Origin of the sequence: Flavobacterium sasangense DSM 21067 (genome assembly GCF_000686885.1) — a bacterium.
Classification (GTDB): domain Bacteria; phylum Bacteroidota; class Bacteroidia; order Flavobacteriales; family Flavobacteriaceae; genus Flavobacterium; species Flavobacterium sasangense.
The window spans coordinates 14,017-34,238 of record NZ_JMLU01000032.1; the positions used below are offsets into that span (position 1 = coordinate 14,017).

The following is a 20,222-nucleotide window of genomic DNA, read 5'->3' on the forward strand; positions in this document are numbered from 1 at the left end:
TTGTAAAATAACTTTTATATCTGCCCTCCAACACCTTTAAATTTCTCCACAAATTCAACAATTTTCTGGTAAACACTTTTCTTTTTAGTCAAATACTGAGGATTTAAAGGACTCATTTTCGGTAATAGGGCATTCAGTTCTGTTCCAGTATCAGTGGCAAATTCTCGTTTTAATGAGTTAGCAATGTATCTTTTTGCTTCTTCTTCATTTAAATTTTCATCTGTAATTAATTCTGAAGCTTCTTTTTTCTGCTTATCTTGAGCATATTTGAAGAATGAATCTATCACATTAGCTTTGTCTTGAATGATTTCCAAATCTGTTTCATTTATGAAATCTACCACTAAACTTTCTTTAGCTCTGTTACCAATACTTGCACGAATTACTCTACGGATTTCTTCAATTAAAGTAGCTTTATCCTTATTCTTTTTATTATGCTCAAAAATTAATTCAAGGATATAATCAAGATTAATTTCTTGTGATTTTAATAAGTCTATTTCAAAAACTACATCATCCCAATCAATATTCGATTCTTCAGCTTCTTTGCCACTTTTTTCTCGTCTTAACCATTCACGAATATCATTATAGGTGGAGCGATAATCTTGAATCGTTCGTTCAGGTAATAAACTTATCTCTTGCATTACTGCAATATCGTTGTCTGATACAAAGTAAGTTTCTTTAAATTCCTGGATTGCTTGAGCATCATTTATATCAATTGTTTGAAAAGCTTTTAAATTGGTGAACTCATCATAATTCTGCAGGATGTTTTCTACTCGTAAATACTCTCCAAATAATTTTGAGAATTCTTTTTTGTCTTTTTCAGTTACAATTTCATCGGGATTCGGGAACTTTCCATTTAAGTCATTTACTACCTCTATGAAACCTCTACGTGCATGTCCTGTTGCAATGTCTGTAAAACCTTCTAAATATTCTTTGTAGCTTTTTTCAAGTACTACGTTTTTAGTGTTTTTATCACCAAACAACGTTATGGCATCTACAGTAGCTGTTTCTAAATCTCTGAAAGTAATGATGTTTCCAAAGGTTTTTGTAGCATCATAAATACGATTAGTACGAGAAAAAGCTTGCATTAAACCATGATAACGCAGGTTCTTGTCTACAAATAAGGTATTCAATGTTGGAGCATCAAAACCTGTAAGAAACATACCAACTACAATTATCAAGTCTATTTCTTTATTTTTTACACGTTTTGCAAGATCCCGGTAATAGTTTTGAAACTCTTTACTTTCAACACCAAAACTAGTTTTAAACATAGCATTGTAGTCGTTTATAGCAGCTGTTAAAAATTCCTTGGCACTACTATCCAATGCAGTTGGTTCAAAATTTTCATCGACAATTTCACCAATAGCACTTTGCTCTTCATTGGCAGCATAAGAGAATATCGTTACTATTCTTAATGGTTTTTCACTTTCTTTTTGTAGGCGATTTAATTCTTCGTAATAACATTTGGCTGCATCAACACTACTCACTGCAAACATGGCATTAAAACCTTTGTTGGTACCTTGATTTCTATGCGTTTTAATTCTAAAATTCTTATGAATGTATTGCGAAACTTCTTTAATACGTGCAGGATGTAAAAATGCTCTTTTATTTTCTGCAGCCGTTAATTTCTTTTCATCAATCTCTGTTTCTATGCTTTTAAATTGTGGACGAACATCATTGTAATCTACTTTGAATTTCAATACTTTTTCATCTCTAATCGCATCTGTTATTACATAAGAATGTAACTCACGACCAAATACACTAGCTGTAGTTTCAGCACCTAAAGCATTTTGAGGAAAAATTGGAGTACCTGTAAATCCAAATTGGTAGAATTTTTTGAACTTCTTATTAAGGTTTTTTTGAGCTTCTCCAAACTGAGAACGATGTGCTTCATCAAAAATGAAAACTACTTGTTTTTCATAAATAGCCAAATCACTCTCCGTTTTCATAAGATTGTTGAGCTTTTGAATAGTGGTGACAATAATTTTATTATCGTCTTTCTCTAAGTTCCTCTTTAATCCTGCTGTACTATCTGAACCGTTAACACTATCCGGTGAAAAACGTTGGTATTCTTTCATGGTTTGAAAGTCCAAATCTTTACGGTCCACTACAAAGAATACTTTATCAATGAAATCTAATTCAGTGGCCAAACGAGCCGCTTTAAAACTTGTCAATGTTTTTCCGGAACCAGTTGTGTGCCAAATATAGCCACCGCTTTCTACTTTAGACCAAATTTTAGCTTGAAATGAACTTTGAATTTTCCATAACATTCTTTCAGTAGCTGCAATTTGATACGGTCGCATAATAAGCAAGGTATCACTTGTATCAAAAACTGAATAGGTTAGCAATACGTTTAACAACGTGCGTTTTTCAAAAAATGTTGTCGTAAAATCTTTAAGATCTTTAATCAGTGTATTGTCGGCTTTTGCCCAGTTCATGGTAAAGTCGAAACTGTTTTTGTTTCGTTCTACAGTGTTAGCAAAATAGCGGCTGTCCGTACCATTGGAAATCACAAAAATTTGCAAGTACTTAAAGAGAGAATTAGAACTATTTAAACTCTCCTTGGTATAGCGATGTACCTGGTTAAATGCTTCACGAATGGCTACACCTCGTTTTTTTAATTCTACTTGAACTAAAGGCAAGCCGTTGACTAAAATGGTCACATCATAACGATTGGCATGCGTTCCTTTTTGTTCAAACTGTTTAATAACCTGTACTTTATTACGAGCTATATTTTTTTTATCTACCAGATAAATATTTTGGATATGTCCATCGTCAAAAACAAAATCGTAGATATAATTCTCATGAATTTTTCGGGTTTTTTCAATCAAGTTATCGCTTGGCTTATCTAAGTATTCTTCTAAAAAACGGGTCCATTCGCTATCTGAAAACTCCATGCTGTTGAGTGCTTGCAATTGCACTCTTGCATTAGCTAATAGAGTTTGTGTAGTGTTTAGGTTTGGATTTTCATAGCCTTGATTGATTAAATCTTGGATAAATTCTGTTTCAAGAGCCGCCTCCGTTTGATAAACCGTAGGTGGTTCATTTACCTCTGAATACTTGGTATATTTATCTAAAACAATAAAATTGTTCGATTCTGCTATGGTTTTAAATTGTGTCATTTACTTCTTGTGTTGATGATACATTTGCTAATGCTGGTTCTGCAGTTGCTATTTCTTCTTGCCAATATTTACTATTAACCAAATGTTCTAATAACAACCTTACAGTTTGCTTTTCTGGTTCTGTAGGATCAGGTACTGCTTCATTTGATAAAGTTGAATGACTTGTAAATTGAATTATTCTATTGTAATATAGTTGTCTATCTTCTGGTAATAATCTTTTCCATTCAGGATAACCTAAAAAATTTGCAGTTTTCTCATATAAGTTTCTTAATAACATAAAATGATACTTTTCGACAGAATTTGAAGTGATAGCTTCTTCAATTGTGTTCTTCAAGTATAAGTGATAAGAGAAGCTTTTATTTGAATCGCCGTTTAATGGCTTAAGATTATATGTACCATCATCTAATTTTTTTAACATATAACAAGCTTTGTTGCCGACTTCGTTGAAAAGTACATTATAAAATAGTGCATTATGTGTTGAAACAACAAATTTCAAACCTGTTGATTTCTTGATAAGTTCAGCCAAATTAACAGCTAATTCTATCAAATGATTATCATCTAAAGAACTTATAGGGTCGTCAATAAAAACGTATTCTAAATTATTGAACGGGTTGTTAGGACGATTTTCTGGAAGCGTATTTTTAATTTCAACAATTTGTTCTAACAGACTGTAAAATACGCACCAAATAAAATTACTTTCTTCTCCTTTCGAGATTTTTATATTTTCAATACTGTTGTCACTACCGCTTTCTATCGAAAATGTTACTTCAGAAAAATCTGGACTAAATCTAGGTGTTATAAAAGGACTTGTATAGTGCTGAAAATTTGAAATTATGTTTACATCTAAACCTTGATCTCTTAAGAAATTAAGGGCTAAATTTGTAAAACCATTTGGTCTGATTGTAATTTTTCGTTGAACATCAGCGTCTAAATCATTATCCCAAAAGAATAAATCTTCTGTGAAAGCATTATAATAAAGCACTTTGATGCCTGTTTCTACATCATCCTCTTCGTCAACATTTTTAGGTGCAACTAAAAGCCTGTATTCACGAGATAACCGAGTTTTTCCTATGCCGTTGAAAGCATAGATTAGTTGCACTTTTTTATTGGCATCTATAAGCGATTGTGCTATTTCTGTTAATGACTGTGCCATATTATTCTACTAAATTATCTTGCGGAAATGTTAGTAGCAAATCTCTGTAATACTCATATTGTTTTTTTCTCAATTCTATTTCTTTTGGTAAGCCTTCGCTAATTGAGTTAGTAAGTGTGTCGAATTTTTCTAGAATAGAAACTATTCGTTCTTGTTCTTCTGGTGAAGGATATGGTATAGAAAAATTATTTAATTGTTGTAAGTTTAAATTTGGTTGTGCAGAACCTTTGATATTTAATTCTATATACTTTGTCATATGATTTGATTTCATTAAATGAAATACATATTTTAAATTTACATCTTCATTTAGCCTAATTATTGCTAAAGCTTGATTTGTGTTTGCAGGCAAAATTTCTTTTGGCACGATTGCACATTTACCTATTGTTGCTCCTGCAATCGTAATTAAAATATCATTATGTTTTAAAATTGATCTTTTCAACTCTTTATTATGTGTATCTTCATCAATAAATGACAATTTTTTAGAGTTAATATTTGAACCGTCGAACGCTTCTGTTTTGATAAAAGCAATTCCTGTATCAATATATTTTTTTGGTGTTGTCCCTTTTGTTATCAAAGATGTTAAATCTTTTAATGTCTTCCACTCAACTTTATTTTCATCAAACGTGTACAATTTCTCTCTATAATAACTATATTGCGTTTTTCGTGCTGTAAGCTCTGCTGTAAGCTCTGCTGTAAGCTCTGCTGTAAGCTCCGTAAATGAATCGAGAATTCCAACAATTTTTTGTTGAATTTCAAGTGATTTTTTTGGATTATTTGGACACGGAATTGGGATTTCAAGTTTTAATATTTTTTCTCTTTCAATACTAAATGGTGTTGCAGTACGATTTGATATGTCATAAATGTGTTGTTGTTTGTTGATAAGATAAAAATATAAATATCGATTTAAAATAATTGATGTATTTGGTTTTACACAAAAACAAACATCATTAGCCCAAAATTTTTCAGTTTGCCATTTTACATAACCTGCTGACCCATATTGTGCAATTGTAATTGTGTTTGACTCCCTATTATAGCTGTTAGTGTAACCCATATAACCCACACCACCACTGACAACTGGATATTCTCCATCTGAAAGTAAATCATTTTTTGTTATTCTAACACCTCTAATTATTTCCACAACTTGTCCAAGCGTTTTCCATTCTACGACTTCACCGTCTAATATTTTTTCTAAATAACTCATTCTTCAATCTGTTTAATGATTGCATCAATGTCTGCACGAAGCTTGTCTATTTTTTTGACTGTTTTGGTAACTTCCTTATTCAATTCAACTATGTTAATTTGCTCTCGGCTGTCTTTGGCTACCACATAAGAACTAACAGATAAATTATAATCGTTTTCTGCGATTTTAGAATTGTCGATTGAAACGGCTACATGAGGAACATCTGCTTTGCTATCAAATAGCTCCATTATCATATCAATATGATCATCTGTCATCATATTGTTATTGGTTACTTTCTTGAAGAAATCTTCACCACTTGCATCAATAAATTGAGTTTTAGTATCGGTCTTATGCTTTGAAAGTACCAAAATGGTTACCGCTATAGAAGTACCATAAAACAAATTCGGTGCTACTGAAATAATGGTTTCTACAAAGTTATTATCAACTAAGTACTTCCTAATTTTTTGTTCGGCACCACCACGATAAAAAATTCCAGGAAAACAAACAATGGCTGCTCTTCCTTTACTGGATAGATAACTTAATGCATGCAATACAAAAGCAAAATCAGCTTTCGATTTTGGAGCTAAAACACCTGCAGGAGCAAAACGGTCATCATTTATCAGCGTTGGGTCGTCATCTCCAATCCATTTTACCGAATAAGGAGGATTTGATACAATGGCGTCAAAAGGTTTATCGTCTATGAAATGAGGATGATGAAGCGTATCGCCTAAAGCTATATTAAACTTGTCGTAATTGATGTTGTGTAAAAACATGTTCATACGAGCCAAGTTATAGGTGGTATGGTTGATTTCTTGACCAAAGAAACCCTCTTCGATGATGTGGTTATCGAAATGTTTTTTTGCTTGTAACAACAGTGAACCTGAACCTGCTGCCGGATCATAAATTTTATTCACTTTTTCTTGTTTGTGCATTGCCAATTGAGCAATGAGCTTAGACACGTGCACAGGTGTAAAAAACTCACCACCCGATTTACCCGCATTGGCTGCATAATTGCCAATTAGAAATTCATAGGCATCACCAAAAAGTTCTATTTCACTGTCTTCAAAATTACCAAAATTTAGCTCCTCAACTCCTTTCAAAACGGCAGCTAAACGACTGTTTTTGTTTTCAACGGTGTTTCCAAGTCGAGTACTGGTAGTGTCAAAATCGGCAAATAAGCCTTTTATATCTTCTTCTGATGGATACCCATTTGCAGAACTTTCGATAGCATTAAAGATGGCTTTTAAATCTGTATTGAGGTTTGGATTAGTATTAGCAGTTTTAGCAACATTTACAAAAAGCTGGCTAGGGTAAATGAAATATCCTTTTGTTTTAACAGCATCATCAATTATCTCTGGTGTTATTACTTTGTCTAATATGTTAGCGTAATCAATACTATCATCACCACCTTCTATATATTTTGTGAAATTTTCACTGATAAATCGATAGAAAAGTGCTCCCAATACAAAGTGTTTGAAATCCCATCCATCCACAGAGCCTCTTACATCGTTAGCGATTTTCCAAATTTTATTTTGTAATTCTTGTTTTTGAATTATGCTTGTCATTATTTTTCTTTTGTTTATTTCGTTGGTTATACCATAAAGTTTTTAATCTTTCTACTCACTTCTCTTTCTACTTTTTCAAAATCTGGCAGATCTTTGATTTGGTCGTTCATAGAGTTTTTCCAACGTGCTTTGTATTGTGGTAATTTTTGATCTAGTTTGGCATGAAAATCTTCGGGTTTTAACTCTTTACTTGTGCATTTGTTTCGGAACTCATTAGTGAAATATTCTACCTCCATTTTTTCTATTTCTACTAAGTACCAAATGTCGTAGTAGTCTCTTGGTTGTGTGCGTTGCATGGTGCAGCGTAATTTTTCGACTAATAGTTCTTCCAAAGGATAGCATACTAGTTTATAATCCTCTAAATCTGAATAATCCACAATAGCATTTTTTACTACTGGTTCAAACTCTAATTTTTCACTTCTGGAGATGTCTACTTTTACTTTTTTGTTGTTACCAGAGCCACCCAGTGGACCAACATAACCTATATAAAAATTGATGCCTCCATCTTCATGCTCGTTATCATCAATTATTTCTAATGGAATATTGGATTCTTCCTTTATTTCTTCGAAAGTTTCTTTGAACCAATCAAAAATTTGTTCGTTTGTTATTTCATTATTCAACAATGTAAAATCTAAATCTTCTGAGAAACGATAGTCCTCAAAATATACTTTCTTTAATACTGTTCCTCCTTTGAATACCACTATTTTTGAAAGTTGTTCGTGATTTGCTACACCCCAAAGTATCCAGGATAAAATGTAGTCTTTCTCGATTTGTTGGTCGCGAACTCCAACTTGGTTGGCTTTCTTTTGTATTTCGCCCGGTTTGATCATGTGAACATGGCTGATTTAATGGTTTCTATATCTAAATTTTGTTGAATACTCCAACGGCTATTTCTTTTACCAGTCTTAGGTAATTCGGTATCTAAAACCACATAAGATGCTGTTTTTAGTTTTTGTAGTTCTTGGATTATTTCTGTTTCTATTTCAAAGAGTTCTAAAATATACCCTAATCTTTTTACTACTGCCTGAGAATCGAATTTTATGGTGTATTCTAAAAGCTTCTTATAATCTAATTTCTCTTTTGTGCTGTATATGGCTCTTGCTACCTCTACAATTCCTCCTGCGTAATCGGGTTTGAAAAGGCAATCTATTATTGTCTTTTCAATATCAGAACAGCTTACTTTATTGAAATTATCAATCCATGTTTTCTTTTCTCCAAAAAAGTGACTTTCGTTATGATAGATAAATTGAAAAGTGATGTCTTTGATTTTTATTTCAGAAGGCCTGATTTGTTTTGCCACCACAATTTGCTCTTTTAAAGATGGTTGTGTTATTAGATTATGGATTTGTAATGCAGAATAATACCCTATGTAATGCTTTGCATCTTTTACTAAATACTTTACCAATATATGCCAATCGGGCATAAAGGTTTCTGCATTTTCTTCGTAAGGGATAATGTAATACACACCGTCTTTTATTCGCATTAGTAAGCCTCTTTTGGTCATGTCGCTTAATAATTCTCTAACGGTGCTTTCTTTGGTATCAGGAAACGCTTTTAAGGCTGTTTTAGACTCAAAACACACTTTCCCTTTATCATTGAAGTATGATAAAAGTTCGTTTGACTGTGTTGAGATGTATTTATGCTTCATAGTCTTATTGTCAGGATTAACCTGACTACAATGATACAAAATATAATTATAGGTTGTATCATTTGTTTTAAATTTATTCTTTATAGTAGCATTGTCAGGATAAACCTGATTATTTTACTACGAAACATCATTTTTATAACTCATTTGCGATTTACTACAGAATGTGTAGTCTTTTGCAAATGGTTTATTAGTCTTTTTGATAACAAAGTTAATTGAACTTGGATTACAATGTCAGTTCCTCATCACTTTTGTAAATTTGAACTATCGGAATACATAAATTTATTAGAAAATATCTTTTTTATTTTTTTTAAGCATAGTTTTTTCTAGGCAGTAGATTTTTATTTATTGTTTATTTTTAATACCAATTGAAAAATGAGTTTTTCTAATTTTATATTTGACAATTCAATCTTAGATAGTTTTTCCAATCTTATTTTTTCAATATCTGCTTTGACAGCTAAAGAACTTTTACTGCTAGCAATTTTTGGTGTTTCTGTGAAAAGCTCCCATATCTCTGAAATGTTTTCGGTTATTTCATTCAATATTGGTTCGGAAACTTCAATTAAGTTTGATTCCTTTGCTAAACCGATTATAGAATATATTTTACTTCTCAAAATTTTAAATTTTGCATTTGAAATAACTGTGTCAAAATTTTCCTGCTCAGAAAGTTCACTTACTTTATTTGTAAAATCAACTTTATATTCTAAAAAATAATTTATCAATAATTCTTTTTCTGATTTTCTTGCATCATGCTCCTTTGTTAATGTTTTAGCAATGTAATATGCTAAAAATATATTTAAGATTAGTGAAAAAATTTCAAAAGGATTGATTTCAAAACTTATGCTTGGAACAATGTATAATACCGTATATTTTTTTATCACTATACAGATATAAATTCCAATAAGAATACTTGTGAAAATTAATATTGAAATTTTAGAGTTCTTCAGCATCATTTATATATTCGTTAATATCATCTATTAAATAGGGTTCTTCTTCAGAAATAATTTGAAGTTTATTTTTAACAATTTCACTACCATAAATTCTAGCTAATCCTCCAAAAACTTCTTCTAACCATGATGTGCCATAACCAATTGTTCCATCTAAATTTACTATTAATTTACCATTGTTGTCTAGAATTTTTTTGAATTCAGGCTCTAAAAAAATATTTCTAAATTCTTCTCCCGAGTGTGCTCTTTTACCTTCATCAAGTTCTCTAGAACCTGGAACGATTGAAAAATCTTTTACAAAAATTGTTATAGTATCCATTTTGAATTTACATTTGATTCATTTAATTCCCAAGCAACAAATGTACCACTAAACTGATTTTTAAGTTTTAAATATTTGTTATTTTTCATATTTGCATTGACATTGTTACTTATGATTGATAAGTTGCTTATTTGTTCTCTATCTAAAACTTGTTTAATTCCTGGAAGACCTTTTCCTCTGAAATGTTTACCTGTTACTGTCATATGCATTTCTCCTTCCAGCAACATTTTTAATATCTCATTATTTCCACCTACAGTTAATTTATCTTTCAGTTTTTCAAACCAACCATACCATTTATTATCTTCTGGTTTGTTTTTTAAACTTTCAAAAATACCCACTCCATAGTCTACAAAAATAAATGAAACCTTTTTGTTTTTTTTGTCATGATTTACAGATAACCACCAGTGTTTTTCTCCTTTTTGATTTACGGATGCATGATTGTTTGTATTTTGCATTAATTCCAATAAAGTTCTTTGTAGTCCTTTACAAGTTCTTTTTTCATTCCAAATTGTCATCGTTGCTTCCTCCATTACAACTAATCCTAATTCTGAATTAACTTCTTTATTAGCTCGTGTGAAAATTTGATTTTCCTTACCAATTGTGTATTCCATTTTTTCAGTTTGTGCTTTCCCTAAAAATTTAAAAAATTCTGAATCAATAAGCATTTTTGCAAGCTCAAAATTTTTCGGCAAATTTCCATTAAACTTTATATTTCTAGCTTTAAATGAAAACATTACAGAAACTAATACTGTTACAGCAGAATAATCAAGATAGTCTATTTTCTCAATATCAACATAAACTCTTTCTTTTTTTAAATAACATTTTTCAAGAGAATTTATAAATATAATTGTTTCTTCTGGGTTTTTTATAAAAGAAAAGTTATTTGGTGCAGAAATAATTGTATAAAATTTTAAAGATTCATCTCTAACAATTTCAAATTTAGTTCTGTATTTGCTCTTGGGAAAATTCCTTACGTTCTTTATAATTGCATAATCTTCCTTAAAAAGATTTCTTCCTCTCATTTTGTTTCTCATTCCCTACATTTTAATTATAGTTTTTCTTTTATGTGATTTTCGATAAATTTACTGCCAACTTTCGTACTTTGAGTTCATTCGGAGTTTGGTGTACAAAATTTTTAACTTGAACAGAATTTGAATAGAAGTACAAAGCTCCAAGTTTGCACGTCAGCCCGCCTGACGCAAAACCCGTGTTATGGGCTGGCTTTCTAGTTGATTCCAAGTATTATTTGTTGAGTTGTCAAAAGTTTAGATTGAATTATTTCTGGGTGTTGGTCTTTAAATTCTTTTGTTGTTTTTTCAGAAGCGACTACGTGAGTTCTCCCAAAATAGATAAACTCTGAATCGTCCGAGTAAGCGGACTCAAGTAGGTTTTTGGAATATGCACCACCTTTTGGTGTGTCGTGTGAATATTCACCTTCAGCACAGGAGTATATTTTAATTTGTTGTGGTAAAGATTCAGAAATTCTCTTTTCAAATCTAGCCCTTGTTCCTGCGTATGCACTAAAAGACTTAACAAGTCTTACTTCATTTAGGCTTTCTGATATGTTTTGCATATATGCCCTACAACAATCTAAAATAGTTACTTGTCTTTTTGAAATATTCTCGAATCTAGATTCAGAAAACAACTCTCCATCAGGATTCAATTCCAAAACAGTTTTTCTCTGTATTCCACCGTGTCCGCTGAATACAACAATTACATAATCCAAATTCTGTTTTTTTAAGTCGTCAATCAGAGCAATGAGGTTATCTTTTTTTAGATTTAACAATTCGATTATTTCATCGTCATTCCATTGTCCGCCAGTACTGCTTTTAAAATACTTTTTGTAGTTAGCAAGGTCTATTTTCACGCCAGGCAAACCATCGTTGTTGCCAATGAGTAATATTTTCTTTTTCATATTAGCTTAAATAGTCGGTTATTAATTTTTTGAACTCTTTGTCGTAAGAATCTATGTTTTCAAAAGTATCTATAGGATTTAACCAATAGTCTTTGTGAAGCCTTATCCAGTCTTTAGCTGCAACATAATTGTCAATTTTTTCTTTGTCATAATTGAAATGTGCTGCCACTCTTGAAAAGAAATTAAAGAGAAGTGTGCAATATATGTCATATCGCAAATATTCGTCCTTTTCAGAATTCTTATTGTCATTCCAAGTTTTTATGAAAGTCGGGTTTTCTAAGTAAGGATACTGTAAAGCAGTTTTCAATAATGTGTCTAATTGGTCATCTAAATATTTCAGTTTATTACTTCTATTTATATATAGAGTAACAGTCGCTGAAGTTGCGGCTGAAATAATTGTAGCTATTCCTGCTGTCGTTAATGTTAGTTCCATATTACTGTCTGTTTTTCTTAAGCTTGCCCATAACTTGTATTTAAACGAAACTTTAATACTAGTATCTTAACCATAGGGAAAGATTAGTTAAAGAATTATTTATTTAGTTGTAAATAAAAAAATAAAATAACGATTGATTTTACGGTGTTTTTGACTTTTTTTTACGGTGTTTTACTTGTACTTTTCAATAAATATCATGGCAAATTTTAATAAATAAGCGATTCGGTTTAAAAAGGTAAATTTTTAAGTTTTTTACCCAATATTTCCTCATATGATATTGCTAAAACGGTTATCTTAGTTAACATTGGAGCGGTAGTTGATTTTACGATTTCATTACTTCTTATTAGCCTACATAAGGAGCTCAAAAATAAGTTTAGATCTATCCCGAAATGTTGGGAGTGGTGACATTTGGGTTAAAAAAGATTAAAGCCAAGTCGTATGATTTGGCTTTTTTTTAATTTATTATTAATTGTTTTAAAGAATAGTAGTTAAAATTATTTAACACAAATTAATTATGGGTAAAATAATTATTTAAAAACGTTTTATTTATAACGTAAATCTTACTTTGAATAGCGCTTGTCTTGGCCTTAAATTAAAATTTGTTTCTACATAACTAAAATCGTTAATATTTATAGTTCTATAATTTGTTGTATTAAAAAGATTTGATAATTGGAATTCTAAATCTATTTTATTTTTTGTTAATGTATATCTATAAATTAAATCTGTGAATATATTTTCTGTTCTTTCTGTAAATAAATTATTATTGATGTATTCTGATTTTATTGCAAAATATTGATTTTTAGCTGGATAAATGTTTAAATTAAGAATATGACTTTGTTGGGTTACTGTTGGGTTTTCTTGATTTTGAGTTTTATTCTTTGAAAATGTCCAGTTAGCTTGATATTCAACATTAATCTTGTCAGTAATATCTGTATCAATTTTATTACCAATTGTCAAGTTTTGATTTTTTATAGCTGTTAAATTGTTGTTTACTAATTGTTGAAAATTTTGAAGATTGAAAGTAGCATTTAGTGTAATATTAGATTTTATTTTGCTAAAATATTTACTAGCTCTTGTTGAAATGTTATGATTTTTTCTGTTATTATCTTGCTCTACTGCTTGTAATTCAGTGGCTCCAATAGTTGAAACTTGAGTTTGATATAGTAAATTATTTACACTTTTATTATTCACGTACATAACATTCCAAAATAACGTTTTGATGGGATTGCGGTAGGCAATTCCAAAAGAGAAATTTTGATTTAAATTTTGTGGAATTGGGGCATTTATACGTTGTAAATTCCTGTAATTTTGTAAAATATAAGCATAATGTATTTGATTTATTGTGCCAAATTGATTTGAAAAATTGATTGAAGAATTAATTTTCCAAAATGAGTTTACGTCAAAGATTGCTGATAATCTCGGCTCAAAAGTTACCTGATTTAGATTTTCTGATGACTGTAAAGGATTATCTTTGATTTGAATGGTATGATGATTTATTGGTGTTGTCAACTCAAATCGCCATTTATTTTTTTTATATTGAGTTGTAATATTTAAATATAATTTAGAACGAAACCAATCTAAATTATTTGAAAATTCATTACCTAAATTAAAGTTTTCCGAAGTTAGAATTTCACTATTAAGTTGTTGATTTTCTATTTGAAAGCCAACTTTTGGTTCTATTGAGAATCTTTTTATTGCTTTTGTAAAACTGATAGAGTTGTTAGTATAAAAAGTATTTAAATCAACTTGCTGTTTAACTTCATCATATGGGAGGTTATTGTTTAGTATATTCTCAAATTGTCCTGGGTTTACAGTTAAAGTTTGAGGGGTTTTATTTAGACCTACATAAGAGTTTAAAGTTATCATTTGTTTACCCAAAGGAAAGATATTTTTTAAATTATTTGAAATTCTAAAAAACTCATTATTCAATTGTTGATTTATTGGTTCATTATTTAATACAATATTACCTTTTTGACTATCCCAAAATCCTTGAAACTCCAAGCTATTTTTGAAATAATTTTTATCAGCATTTTTTTGTAGTGTAATATTTGTTTGTAATGAATTATAAAATGATTGATTATATTTTTCTTCTAAAATAGTAATAGTATTAACAGGTGTAATAAACTCTGTATTGGTATAACCTTTTTGTTGTTGATAATCATTTAGGTATGATAAATTTATACGCAGTTCATAATTATTATTGAGTTTTTGCAAATAATTTCCAGATAGTAAATGGATATTATTATCTAACCATCTTTTTTCAGAAAAATTTGGGGTAGCTAATTGTTGAATGCTTAACCAATCTGTTTTTTCAGAATTGTTTTCAAATTGATTGATTAAATCTTCAATAGTTAATTTTTTTAGTTGAGAGGCAACATTAACTCCTGTGTTATTAGTTTGGTAAGTAGCAAGCATTTGCGTTTTCTTTGTAAAAAGCATTGGTGTAATATTAGCATCCCAAAGCAAAGGATTAAATCCACTTCCTAAACTAGCTTGTCCTGTAAAAGTATAAGCATTTTTAAGTTTGATATTTAAAGCTGCTTGGTCAGAAAACTTTAAACTATCTAAAGCTCTAATGGGTTGATGATTTTCTAAAATTTGAACTTGTGTAACTTCTTTAAATGGTAAATTTTCATTGGCTAAATTATATTTACCTTCAAGCAAATCTAACCCTTCAATGTAATATTTATTAATAGGTCTTCCTTGATATAGAATTTTACCATCACTCAAAACTTCAATGCCTGGCATTCGTTTTAAAACGTCTCCTATACTTCTGTCTTGTTCTTTAGAAAATGAATTTACAAAATACTTAATTGTATCACCTTTTTGTTTAATAGGTGAAGTTTTTACAATAATTTCTTTTAATTCAAATGATTTTTCATTTAAAATAAAATTTTTTGTATTGGAATTATTTTTGATAGTTTCAGTAATAGTTTCATAGCTCATACATCTTACTTGAATGTCAATTTCATTGTATGATGATGAGAAAGTAATACTATAAATACCTTTGCTGTCTGAAATAGCATAAGCAATAACATCATCTGTACCTTTTTTAAGTATTAAGACACTTGAATTTGGAACAGGTTTGTTGCTGTTATCAAATATAGTACCCTTTATTATAGTTTGGGAATAAATAGTATTATTTATGAAAATAATTAGCCAAAATAATTTTTTCATTTAGTCTTTTAATTCTATTGGGTTGTTAAATTTTTTATTTAATTCACGATGTTTATTATCATATTTATCCATACCTTCTTTTGGCAAATTAAGGTTTGAATTAGATAAAATAATTGAAGGTTTAATTTTTATATTATTTTGTAATTGTATCAAATCTTGTTTTGATATTTTAGTGTATTTTTTTCTCTCTGTATAGTTTTTCATATTTTGTATTTCTTTTACAGAAAGTAATTGGAAATGATAATGTTTTTTACTATCAAATAATTCAACAACTAATCCAGGTAAACCATTAAATTTATATGGACCTGAATTTATTGGTATTTCAATTGTGTACCAAGCAAAATAACTTCTGCCTTTAAAAGTAGTTTTTGCTAATTTACATTTAAAATTTTCAATAGTTTTAATTGTATCATTAATAAAATCCCATTCTACATTATCAATATTTTCAACATAGAATCTGTGCGATGGAGAATAATCAATAAAATAACTACATATATTGTCTTCTTTAACAATCTTATATTTGAATTCAGGTTTTGGTAAGCCAAATAATGAATAAGGATTATCTGTTGATGAAATTGAATCTTTTTTAAATAAATTTTCAGATTGAAAAATTGATACATTATTAATTATATCTAGGTACATAATTTCTCTATTAACACTTTGTGTGTCTAATGAATCTTTTTGAAAGTCTAATAAATATTTAATTCGATAATTTCCATTTTGAGCAAAAGTTATTAAACTAATAAATATAACGACAATATTTAAAATAAATCTCATAATATTAAATTTTAAGTGAAAGAACTGCCTAAAAATTTAGGCAGTTCTATAATAATGGATGAATGCTATATTAACATCCACCATCCCATTCCCATAAGAACATCATAATTTCCATTGTTGACCAGCCATCACCTCCTGTGATATGCCAAACACCACCACAAGAATCATAAAAAATAAAATCAACTTTTTTTACAATTTTGATTTGATGGTTTTCAACCATAGTTTTAAAAGTTGTAAAATCTACAGATTTTATAACTTCTTCACTTTTAATTAATAAATTAGTTTCTTTTACATCACAGTTTGAAGAAGCAAAAGAAAATGATCCGATTAGCATAAAAGCTAAAGATAAGAATAAATTTTTCATTTAATTAAAAATTATTATACACCATTTATATTTAGGACTTGTGTGATTAGTTTTCGCCCTATTGCAATTTTTTCGTGTTTGCAATATCACTATTTCATTTTTTTCTTTGAGTAATGAACAAATCTCGCAATTCGTAGCTACTGAATGTTTTTAAGAACGCTATTTTATGCCTAATGTTGGTCAATAGTTCCATACAACTCTTTTATATGAAAAACTTTCAAGCATATATATATCTTATAGATGATATTAACGAAATTTCAATTTAAAACTTTTTAAATTAAAACATATAAAAAATTAATATTTTACGGTGTTTTTGGAAAAAAATTACGGTGTTTTTTGTTGGTTTTTATTGTTTTACTAGAATATAAGCATGTAAATAGCAAAGTGCTATAGTATTCTTTTGATTACCTCCTAATTGTCCTATCTCAATAAATGCGATATCATTAGCAAAAGCCTTTTCTCCAATTAAATGTTCAATGTGAACATAAACTGCTTCTCGAAGTCTTGTATTGTCTTTGTGGATGATGTAGTTTTTGAGTAACACTTTTATTCCTAAATCGGTTGGTTTGTTGGAGTTTTCTAATGGTATGAAATACATTTCACTTATTCGTAATGTGATGCCGTAGAAGTCAAGTGGTTTTTCGGTGCCGTTTTCGTATTTGGTTAGGTTGGTTTCGGGTTGGAGGAATGCGGTTATTTTCCAACGTTCTACAACTGGTGCATGATGGACTAGCAATTCTACTTCTTTGAAAAGATAAGGATTTCCGTTTGCGGTGATGATTAACTCTGCACCGTTTTTTTTGTTTTTGATGATGAGGTCTAAGTCTTTGTTGTATTGATGAAGTATTTGGATTAGTTTATTGAAATGAATTTTTAGTTCGTCATTTGGGATTTCGTTTAGGAGTAGGAAGACAAAGTTGTTTTGTTCGAAGTAGTTCCAGAAGTTGGATATTGTGTTCATTTTGTTATTTTTTTTTAACCACAAAGAGCACAAAGAAGGCACAAAGTTCCCGAAGCTTAATTATCTCTTATCTGGTGTTGATTTATCATAAGCAATTAAATAGACCATTTACTCACGCTTTATTATTATTTTTTTGGTGTTCGTGATTATGCAATTTATTTACGTTTGTCTTTAGCTACATTGTCGAATGCTATTAAATTGCATAATTCTCGTAATCTTGAGCGAACTCGGTTGCCGTAGTGCTTTTCTATTTCGGTGGCGGATAGGTTTGTGGTTATGTGGGTTTGGAGTTTTTTTGAAATGAATAGATCATATCGGCTTAATAGAATTTCTGCCATTACATTGCATTCGTTACCGAAATATTTTAGATTGTTTTCTGTTCCTAAATCGTCAAAACAATAGGTTCTTGGTTCGGATTGGTAGAGTTTTCCATTACTGTATTTGTGAATTATTTGGTAGCCGTCCTGGATAAATTCAAAGCTTATGTCTCTGCATGGTTTTACAGAAAATTTATTCCCAATTGGGGCTAAATGTTTCATTAGGGTCATTAATGAAGTTTTACCACAACCAATAGGTCCGGTTAATAGGATGCCTTTTTCTAAATCGATGTTGAATTGATAGCAGGCTTGTTCATCCTTCAAAAAGTATGCAATTAGTTTGTATATTATTTCATGGTCTGTTTCAAAGATTTTGAATTTCTTACCATACAACTCAATTCCTTTTTTTTCTAACCAAGCAATGATTTCTAAATAACTTAATGTCGTATTCATAACTTATAATTTTTATACCTGACTGCCACTGGCAGTCCTCCTCTTAATATCAAATCTTTGGTTTGTAGCCAATTAATTATTTCGGGGTAGTTGTAATTGGTTTTTATTTCTGTTTCCATAGTTTAAGGTTTAAACGCAAAGAGCGCAAGGGTTCAACGCAATGTTCGCAAAGATTTTTTGCCACGGATTAAAAGGATTAGCACAGATTTACACACAATGACAGTTACAAAGGCTCTGAATAGTCTTTATCGGTTGCTGTATTGAGTTGTTTTGCTCTGTTAGGTTGTTCTGCATTTGAAATGAATTTTGGTGCGTTAATAATCCAATTTTGTGCTGCTGCTTGCCAATCTACCATTGGTGTTTTGCCTCCGACTAACCAACCAACACTTTTGAAGTAATTGAAAAATTTTTGGGCTTCTTGTTCGGGGAAGTTGTTTTCTAGGTAATAGGTTTTGACTTCTTCGATTGATGGCTGTAACTTTTCTTCTTTTTCTTTTTTCGCGGAACTTTTTTCTTTTTGAGTTCCCTCGACTTCGCTCGGGATGACAATTTTATCTGAGGAATTATTTATTTCTTCAAAATTTTTTGTTTGCTTTTCCAAGTTTGAAATGTTTTTTTTGTTTAAAAGGTTTGTATTGTTTATATAGTTTATAGAAGGTACTACTGCTTGTTCAGTACCTGTTTCACTACTAGTACAAGACTTGTTCAAAGCTTGTTCATTGACTTGTTCAAAAAGAAGTTCATTTTTTGGTTTTCTTTCTGATTTTGGAACTGGTTTTAAATCATCTGAAAAGTTGAATAAAATGACATGACTACCTTTGAATGGGTTGTAGGAAGGTTGGTAATTGATGTAGCCCAAACTGTGTAAGTTTTTTAAGCATTTGTGATAGGTTGCTTTTGAGCTTATTTTGCTGATACGCATGACCTCATCGCGATTTATACTAATGGGATTTTTGAAGCGGTTGCAGTTCCAGAATTGGAATAAAGCAATGTATAAGCTTACGTGCGTTGGGTTTAGTGTTCGGTCGAGGGCTACTTTTTCGAAGAAACCGGTTAGGTGTTTGATGTAGTTCATGAACTAGTGATTAGTAATTAGTGAATGGTTAATGGTGAATAGTGATTAGTAAAAAGTGATTAGTAAAAAGTGAAAAGTGAAGAGTGATTCGACTTCGTTCAAACAGCTTTTCATTTTTACTAATTCTTCGACTTTTTGACGCTCAACTGCGGACTCTAATGTCGTTTTTAAATTGGGTATTACTTAAAAAGAGTTGGTAAAGTATTTACTTTGTTTCCATTTAATAGTTTATCGATGTCGGCATGGTTGTAATACATGATGCCTCCTATTTTGGTGTAGGATAGAGTGCCTTTGATGCGGAGGTTTTGGAGGGTTCCTGGGGAGATGTTTAACAGTTTGCGGACTTCATTTGATTTGAGCCACTGTTTTGATTGTTGTGGTTTGGAATTGATGATTTCTTTTAAATCATTTAATAAAAGATTTCGGAATTCATTTAAGTCTTCGATGGTAATGATTTGTACTGCCATAACGTATGTTTTAATTTGTTATGGGTGTACGTCTTCAAACTAAATTGGACTTTTGCTAAGAGAGTATTTAGTTAATAATTCAAAGATAAAAGATTTTTTTGATTAGTTGTTAATTTTGATTTTTGGTACTCATTTCTTCGGTTTATAATAGCCATTTTCTTTAATCGTTCACGTTCTTTTAAAATTAATTCACCTCTTCCAAAATACACGTCTGCAGGAGTTAAGTTGTTTAATGATTCATGATAGCGTTCATTGTTATAACGATAAACAAACTTTTCTAAAGCAGCTTCTAATTCTTCTGGAGCGAAGTAATTATCAAGTTTTACAACATTTTTCATGGTTCTGTGATAGCGTT

Annotated in this window: 19 protein-coding genes; all 19 read right to left on the reverse strand. The window is 30.2% G+C overall.

Going from position 1 to position 20,222, the window contains the following annotated elements:
* Window positions 1-14: 14 nt before the first annotated feature.
* The gene (locus BP92_RS0111985; RefSeq protein WP_026726277.1) at window positions 15-3,119 is read right to left on the reverse strand and encodes an HsdR family type I site-specific deoxyribonuclease; all 3,105 of its coding nucleotides are present in this window, start codon (window positions 3,117-3,119) and stop codon (window positions 15-17) included.
* On the reverse strand, window positions 3,106-4,272 hold the full coding sequence (locus BP92_RS0111990; RefSeq protein WP_026726278.1) for an AAA family ATPase: 1,167 nt from the start codon (window positions 4,270-4,272) through the stop codon (window positions 3,106-3,108). The genes BP92_RS0111985 and BP92_RS0111990 overlap by 14 nt, the downstream gene beginning before the upstream one ends.
* 1 nt (window position 4,273) lies before the next feature.
* Window positions 4,274-5,473 (reverse strand): restriction endonuclease subunit S, encoded by a 1,200-nt coding sequence (locus tag BP92_RS0111995; RefSeq protein WP_026726279.1) that lies wholly within the window; start codon window positions 5,471-5,473, stop codon window positions 4,274-4,276.
* Window positions 5,470-7,017, reverse strand: coding sequence for a type I restriction-modification system subunit M (locus BP92_RS0112000; protein WP_026726280.1), 1,548 nt, complete (start codon window positions 7,015-7,017; stop codon window positions 5,470-5,472). Before BP92_RS0112000 ends, BP92_RS0111995 begins: the two co-directional genes overlap by 4 nt.
* 26 nt (window positions 7,018-7,043) lie before the next feature.
* Window positions 7,044-7,847 carry a nucleotidyl transferase AbiEii/AbiGii toxin family protein gene (locus tag BP92_RS0112005; RefSeq protein WP_026726281.1) on the reverse strand — a complete coding sequence of 268 codons (804 nt, stop codon included), beginning with the start codon at window positions 7,845-7,847 and terminating at the stop codon, window positions 7,044-7,046.
* Window positions 7,844-8,665 carry a type IV toxin-antitoxin system AbiEi family antitoxin domain-containing protein gene (locus BP92_RS0112010; protein ID WP_026726282.1) on the reverse strand — a complete coding sequence of 274 codons (822 nt, stop codon included), beginning with the start codon at window positions 8,663-8,665 and terminating at the stop codon, window positions 7,844-7,846. The genes BP92_RS0112005 and BP92_RS0112010 overlap by 4 nt, the downstream gene beginning before the upstream one ends.
* Before the next feature lie 338 nt (window positions 8,666-9,003).
* Complete coding sequence (locus BP92_RS0112015; protein WP_150111934.1) at window positions 9,004-9,615, reverse strand: hypothetical protein; 612 nt, start codon at window positions 9,613-9,615, stop codon at window positions 9,004-9,006.
* A complete protein-coding gene (locus tag BP92_RS0112020) occupies window positions 9,596-9,928 on the reverse strand; it encodes an STAS-like domain-containing protein (protein ID WP_026726284.1) in 333 nt (110 codons plus the stop codon). Before BP92_RS0112020 ends, BP92_RS0112015 begins: the two co-directional genes overlap by 20 nt.
* Window positions 9,916-10,962 carry a hypothetical protein gene (locus tag BP92_RS16255; RefSeq protein ID WP_051604469.1) on the reverse strand — a complete coding sequence of 349 codons (1,047 nt, stop codon included), beginning with the start codon at window positions 10,960-10,962 and terminating at the stop codon, window positions 9,916-9,918. Before BP92_RS16255 ends, BP92_RS0112020 begins: the two co-directional genes overlap by 13 nt.
* A gap of 191 nt (window positions 10,963-11,153) precedes the next feature.
* Window positions 11,154-11,843 (reverse strand): caspase family protein, encoded by a 690-nt coding sequence (locus BP92_RS0112030; RefSeq protein ID WP_026726285.1) that lies wholly within the window; start codon window positions 11,841-11,843, stop codon window positions 11,154-11,156.
* A 1-nt stretch (window position 11,844) separates the two neighbouring features.
* Window positions 11,845-12,276, reverse strand: a complete 432-nt coding sequence (locus tag BP92_RS0112035) for a hypothetical protein (RefSeq protein ID WP_026726286.1) — start codon at window positions 12,274-12,276, stop codon at window positions 11,845-11,847.
* 546 nt (window positions 12,277-12,822) lie between these two features.
* Window positions 12,823-15,453, reverse strand: coding sequence for a carboxypeptidase-like regulatory domain-containing protein (locus BP92_RS0112040; RefSeq protein WP_026726287.1), 2,631 nt, complete (start codon window positions 15,451-15,453; stop codon window positions 12,823-12,825).
* On the reverse strand, window positions 15,454-16,230 hold the full coding sequence (locus BP92_RS0112045; protein ID WP_026726288.1) for a GLPGLI family protein: 777 nt from the start codon (window positions 16,228-16,230) through the stop codon (window positions 15,454-15,456).
* A 70-nt stretch (window positions 16,231-16,300) separates the two neighbouring features.
* Window positions 16,301-16,594: a hypothetical protein gene (locus BP92_RS0112050; protein ID WP_026726289.1), complete on the reverse strand. Its 294-nt coding sequence runs from the start codon at window positions 16,592-16,594 to the stop codon at window positions 16,301-16,303.
* A gap of 346 nt (window positions 16,595-16,940) precedes the next feature.
* Complete coding sequence (locus tag BP92_RS0112055) at window positions 16,941-17,555, reverse strand: hypothetical protein (RefSeq protein ID WP_162472101.1); 615 nt, start codon at window positions 17,553-17,555, stop codon at window positions 16,941-16,943.
* A 155-nt stretch (window positions 17,556-17,710) separates the two neighbouring features.
* Window positions 17,711-18,325, reverse strand: a complete 615-nt coding sequence (locus BP92_RS0112060) for a P-loop NTPase family protein (RefSeq protein ID WP_026726291.1) — start codon at window positions 18,323-18,325, stop codon at window positions 17,711-17,713.
* A 223-nt stretch (window positions 18,326-18,548) separates the two neighbouring features.
* Window positions 18,549-19,400 (reverse strand): transcriptional regulator, encoded by an 852-nt coding sequence (locus BP92_RS0112070; protein ID WP_026726292.1) that lies wholly within the window; start codon window positions 19,398-19,400, stop codon window positions 18,549-18,551.
* Window positions 19,401-19,579: 179 nt separating this feature from the next.
* Window positions 19,580-19,867, reverse strand: coding sequence for a helix-turn-helix domain-containing protein (locus tag BP92_RS0112075; protein ID WP_026726293.1), 288 nt, complete (start codon window positions 19,865-19,867; stop codon window positions 19,580-19,582).
* Between the two features lie 71 nt (window positions 19,868-19,938).
* Window positions 19,939-20,222, reverse strand: a 284-nt coding sequence (locus BP92_RS16260; protein WP_211252202.1) for an integrase core domain-containing protein, incomplete at its 5' end; no start/stop codon positions are given.

Bases quoted from the DNA above. Each gene is read 5' to 3' on its own strand.
- BP92_RS0111985 (WP_026726277.1), bottom strand. From the start codon at position 3,119: ATGACACAATTTAAAACCATAGCAGAATCGAACAATTTTATTGTTTTA.
- BP92_RS0111990 (WP_026726278.1), bottom strand. From the start codon at position 4,272: ATGGCACAGTCATTAACAGAAATAGCACAATCGCTTATAGATGCCAAT.
- BP92_RS0111995 (WP_026726279.1), bottom strand. From the start codon at position 5,473: ATGAGTTATTTAGAAAAAATATTAGACGGTGAAGTCGTAGAATGGAAA.
- BP92_RS0112000 (WP_026726280.1), bottom strand. From the start codon at position 7,017: ATGACAAGCATAATTCAAAAACAAGAATTACAAAATAAAATTTGGAAA.
- BP92_RS0112005 (WP_026726281.1), bottom strand. From the start codon at position 7,847: ATGATCAAACCGGGCGAAATACAAAAGAAAGCCAACCAAGTTGGAGTT.
- BP92_RS0112010 (WP_026726282.1), bottom strand. From the start codon at position 8,665: ATGAAGCATAAATACATCTCAACACAGTCAAACGAACTTTTATCATAC.
- BP92_RS0112015 (WP_150111934.1), bottom strand. From the start codon at position 9,615: ATGATGCTGAAGAACTCTAAAATTTCAATATTAATTTTCACAAGTATT.
- BP92_RS0112020 (WP_026726284.1), bottom strand. From the start codon at position 9,928: ATGGATACTATAACAATTTTTGTAAAAGATTTTTCAATCGTTCCAGGT.
- BP92_RS16255 (WP_051604469.1), bottom strand. From the start codon at position 10,962: ATGAGAAACAAAATGAGAGGAAGAAATCTTTTTAAGGAAGATTATGCA.
- BP92_RS0112030 (WP_026726285.1), bottom strand. From the start codon at position 11,843: ATGAAAAAGAAAATATTACTCATTGGCAACAACGATGGTTTGCCTGGC.
- BP92_RS0112035 (WP_026726286.1), bottom strand. From the start codon at position 12,276: ATGGAACTAACATTAACGACAGCAGGAATAGCTACAATTATTTCAGCC.
- BP92_RS0112040 (WP_026726287.1), bottom strand. From the start codon at position 15,453: ATGAAAAAATTATTTTGGCTAATTATTTTCATAAATAATACTATTTAT.
- BP92_RS0112045 (WP_026726288.1), bottom strand. From the start codon at position 16,230: ATGAGATTTATTTTAAATATTGTCGTTATATTTATTAGTTTAATAACT.
- BP92_RS0112050 (WP_026726289.1), bottom strand. From the start codon at position 16,594: ATGAAAAATTTATTCTTATCTTTAGCTTTTATGCTAATCGGATCATTT.
- BP92_RS0112055 (WP_162472101.1), bottom strand. From the start codon at position 17,555: ATGAACACAATATCCAACTTCTGGAACTACTTCGAACAAAACAACTTT.
- BP92_RS0112060 (WP_026726291.1), bottom strand. From the start codon at position 18,325: ATGAATACGACATTAAGTTATTTAGAAATCATTGCTTGGTTAGAAAAA.
- BP92_RS0112070 (WP_026726292.1), bottom strand. From the start codon at position 19,400: ATGAACTACATCAAACACCTAACCGGTTTCTTCGAAAAAGTAGCCCTC.
- BP92_RS0112075 (WP_026726293.1), bottom strand. From the start codon at position 19,867: ATGGCAGTACAAATCATTACCATCGAAGACTTAAATGAATTCCGAAAT.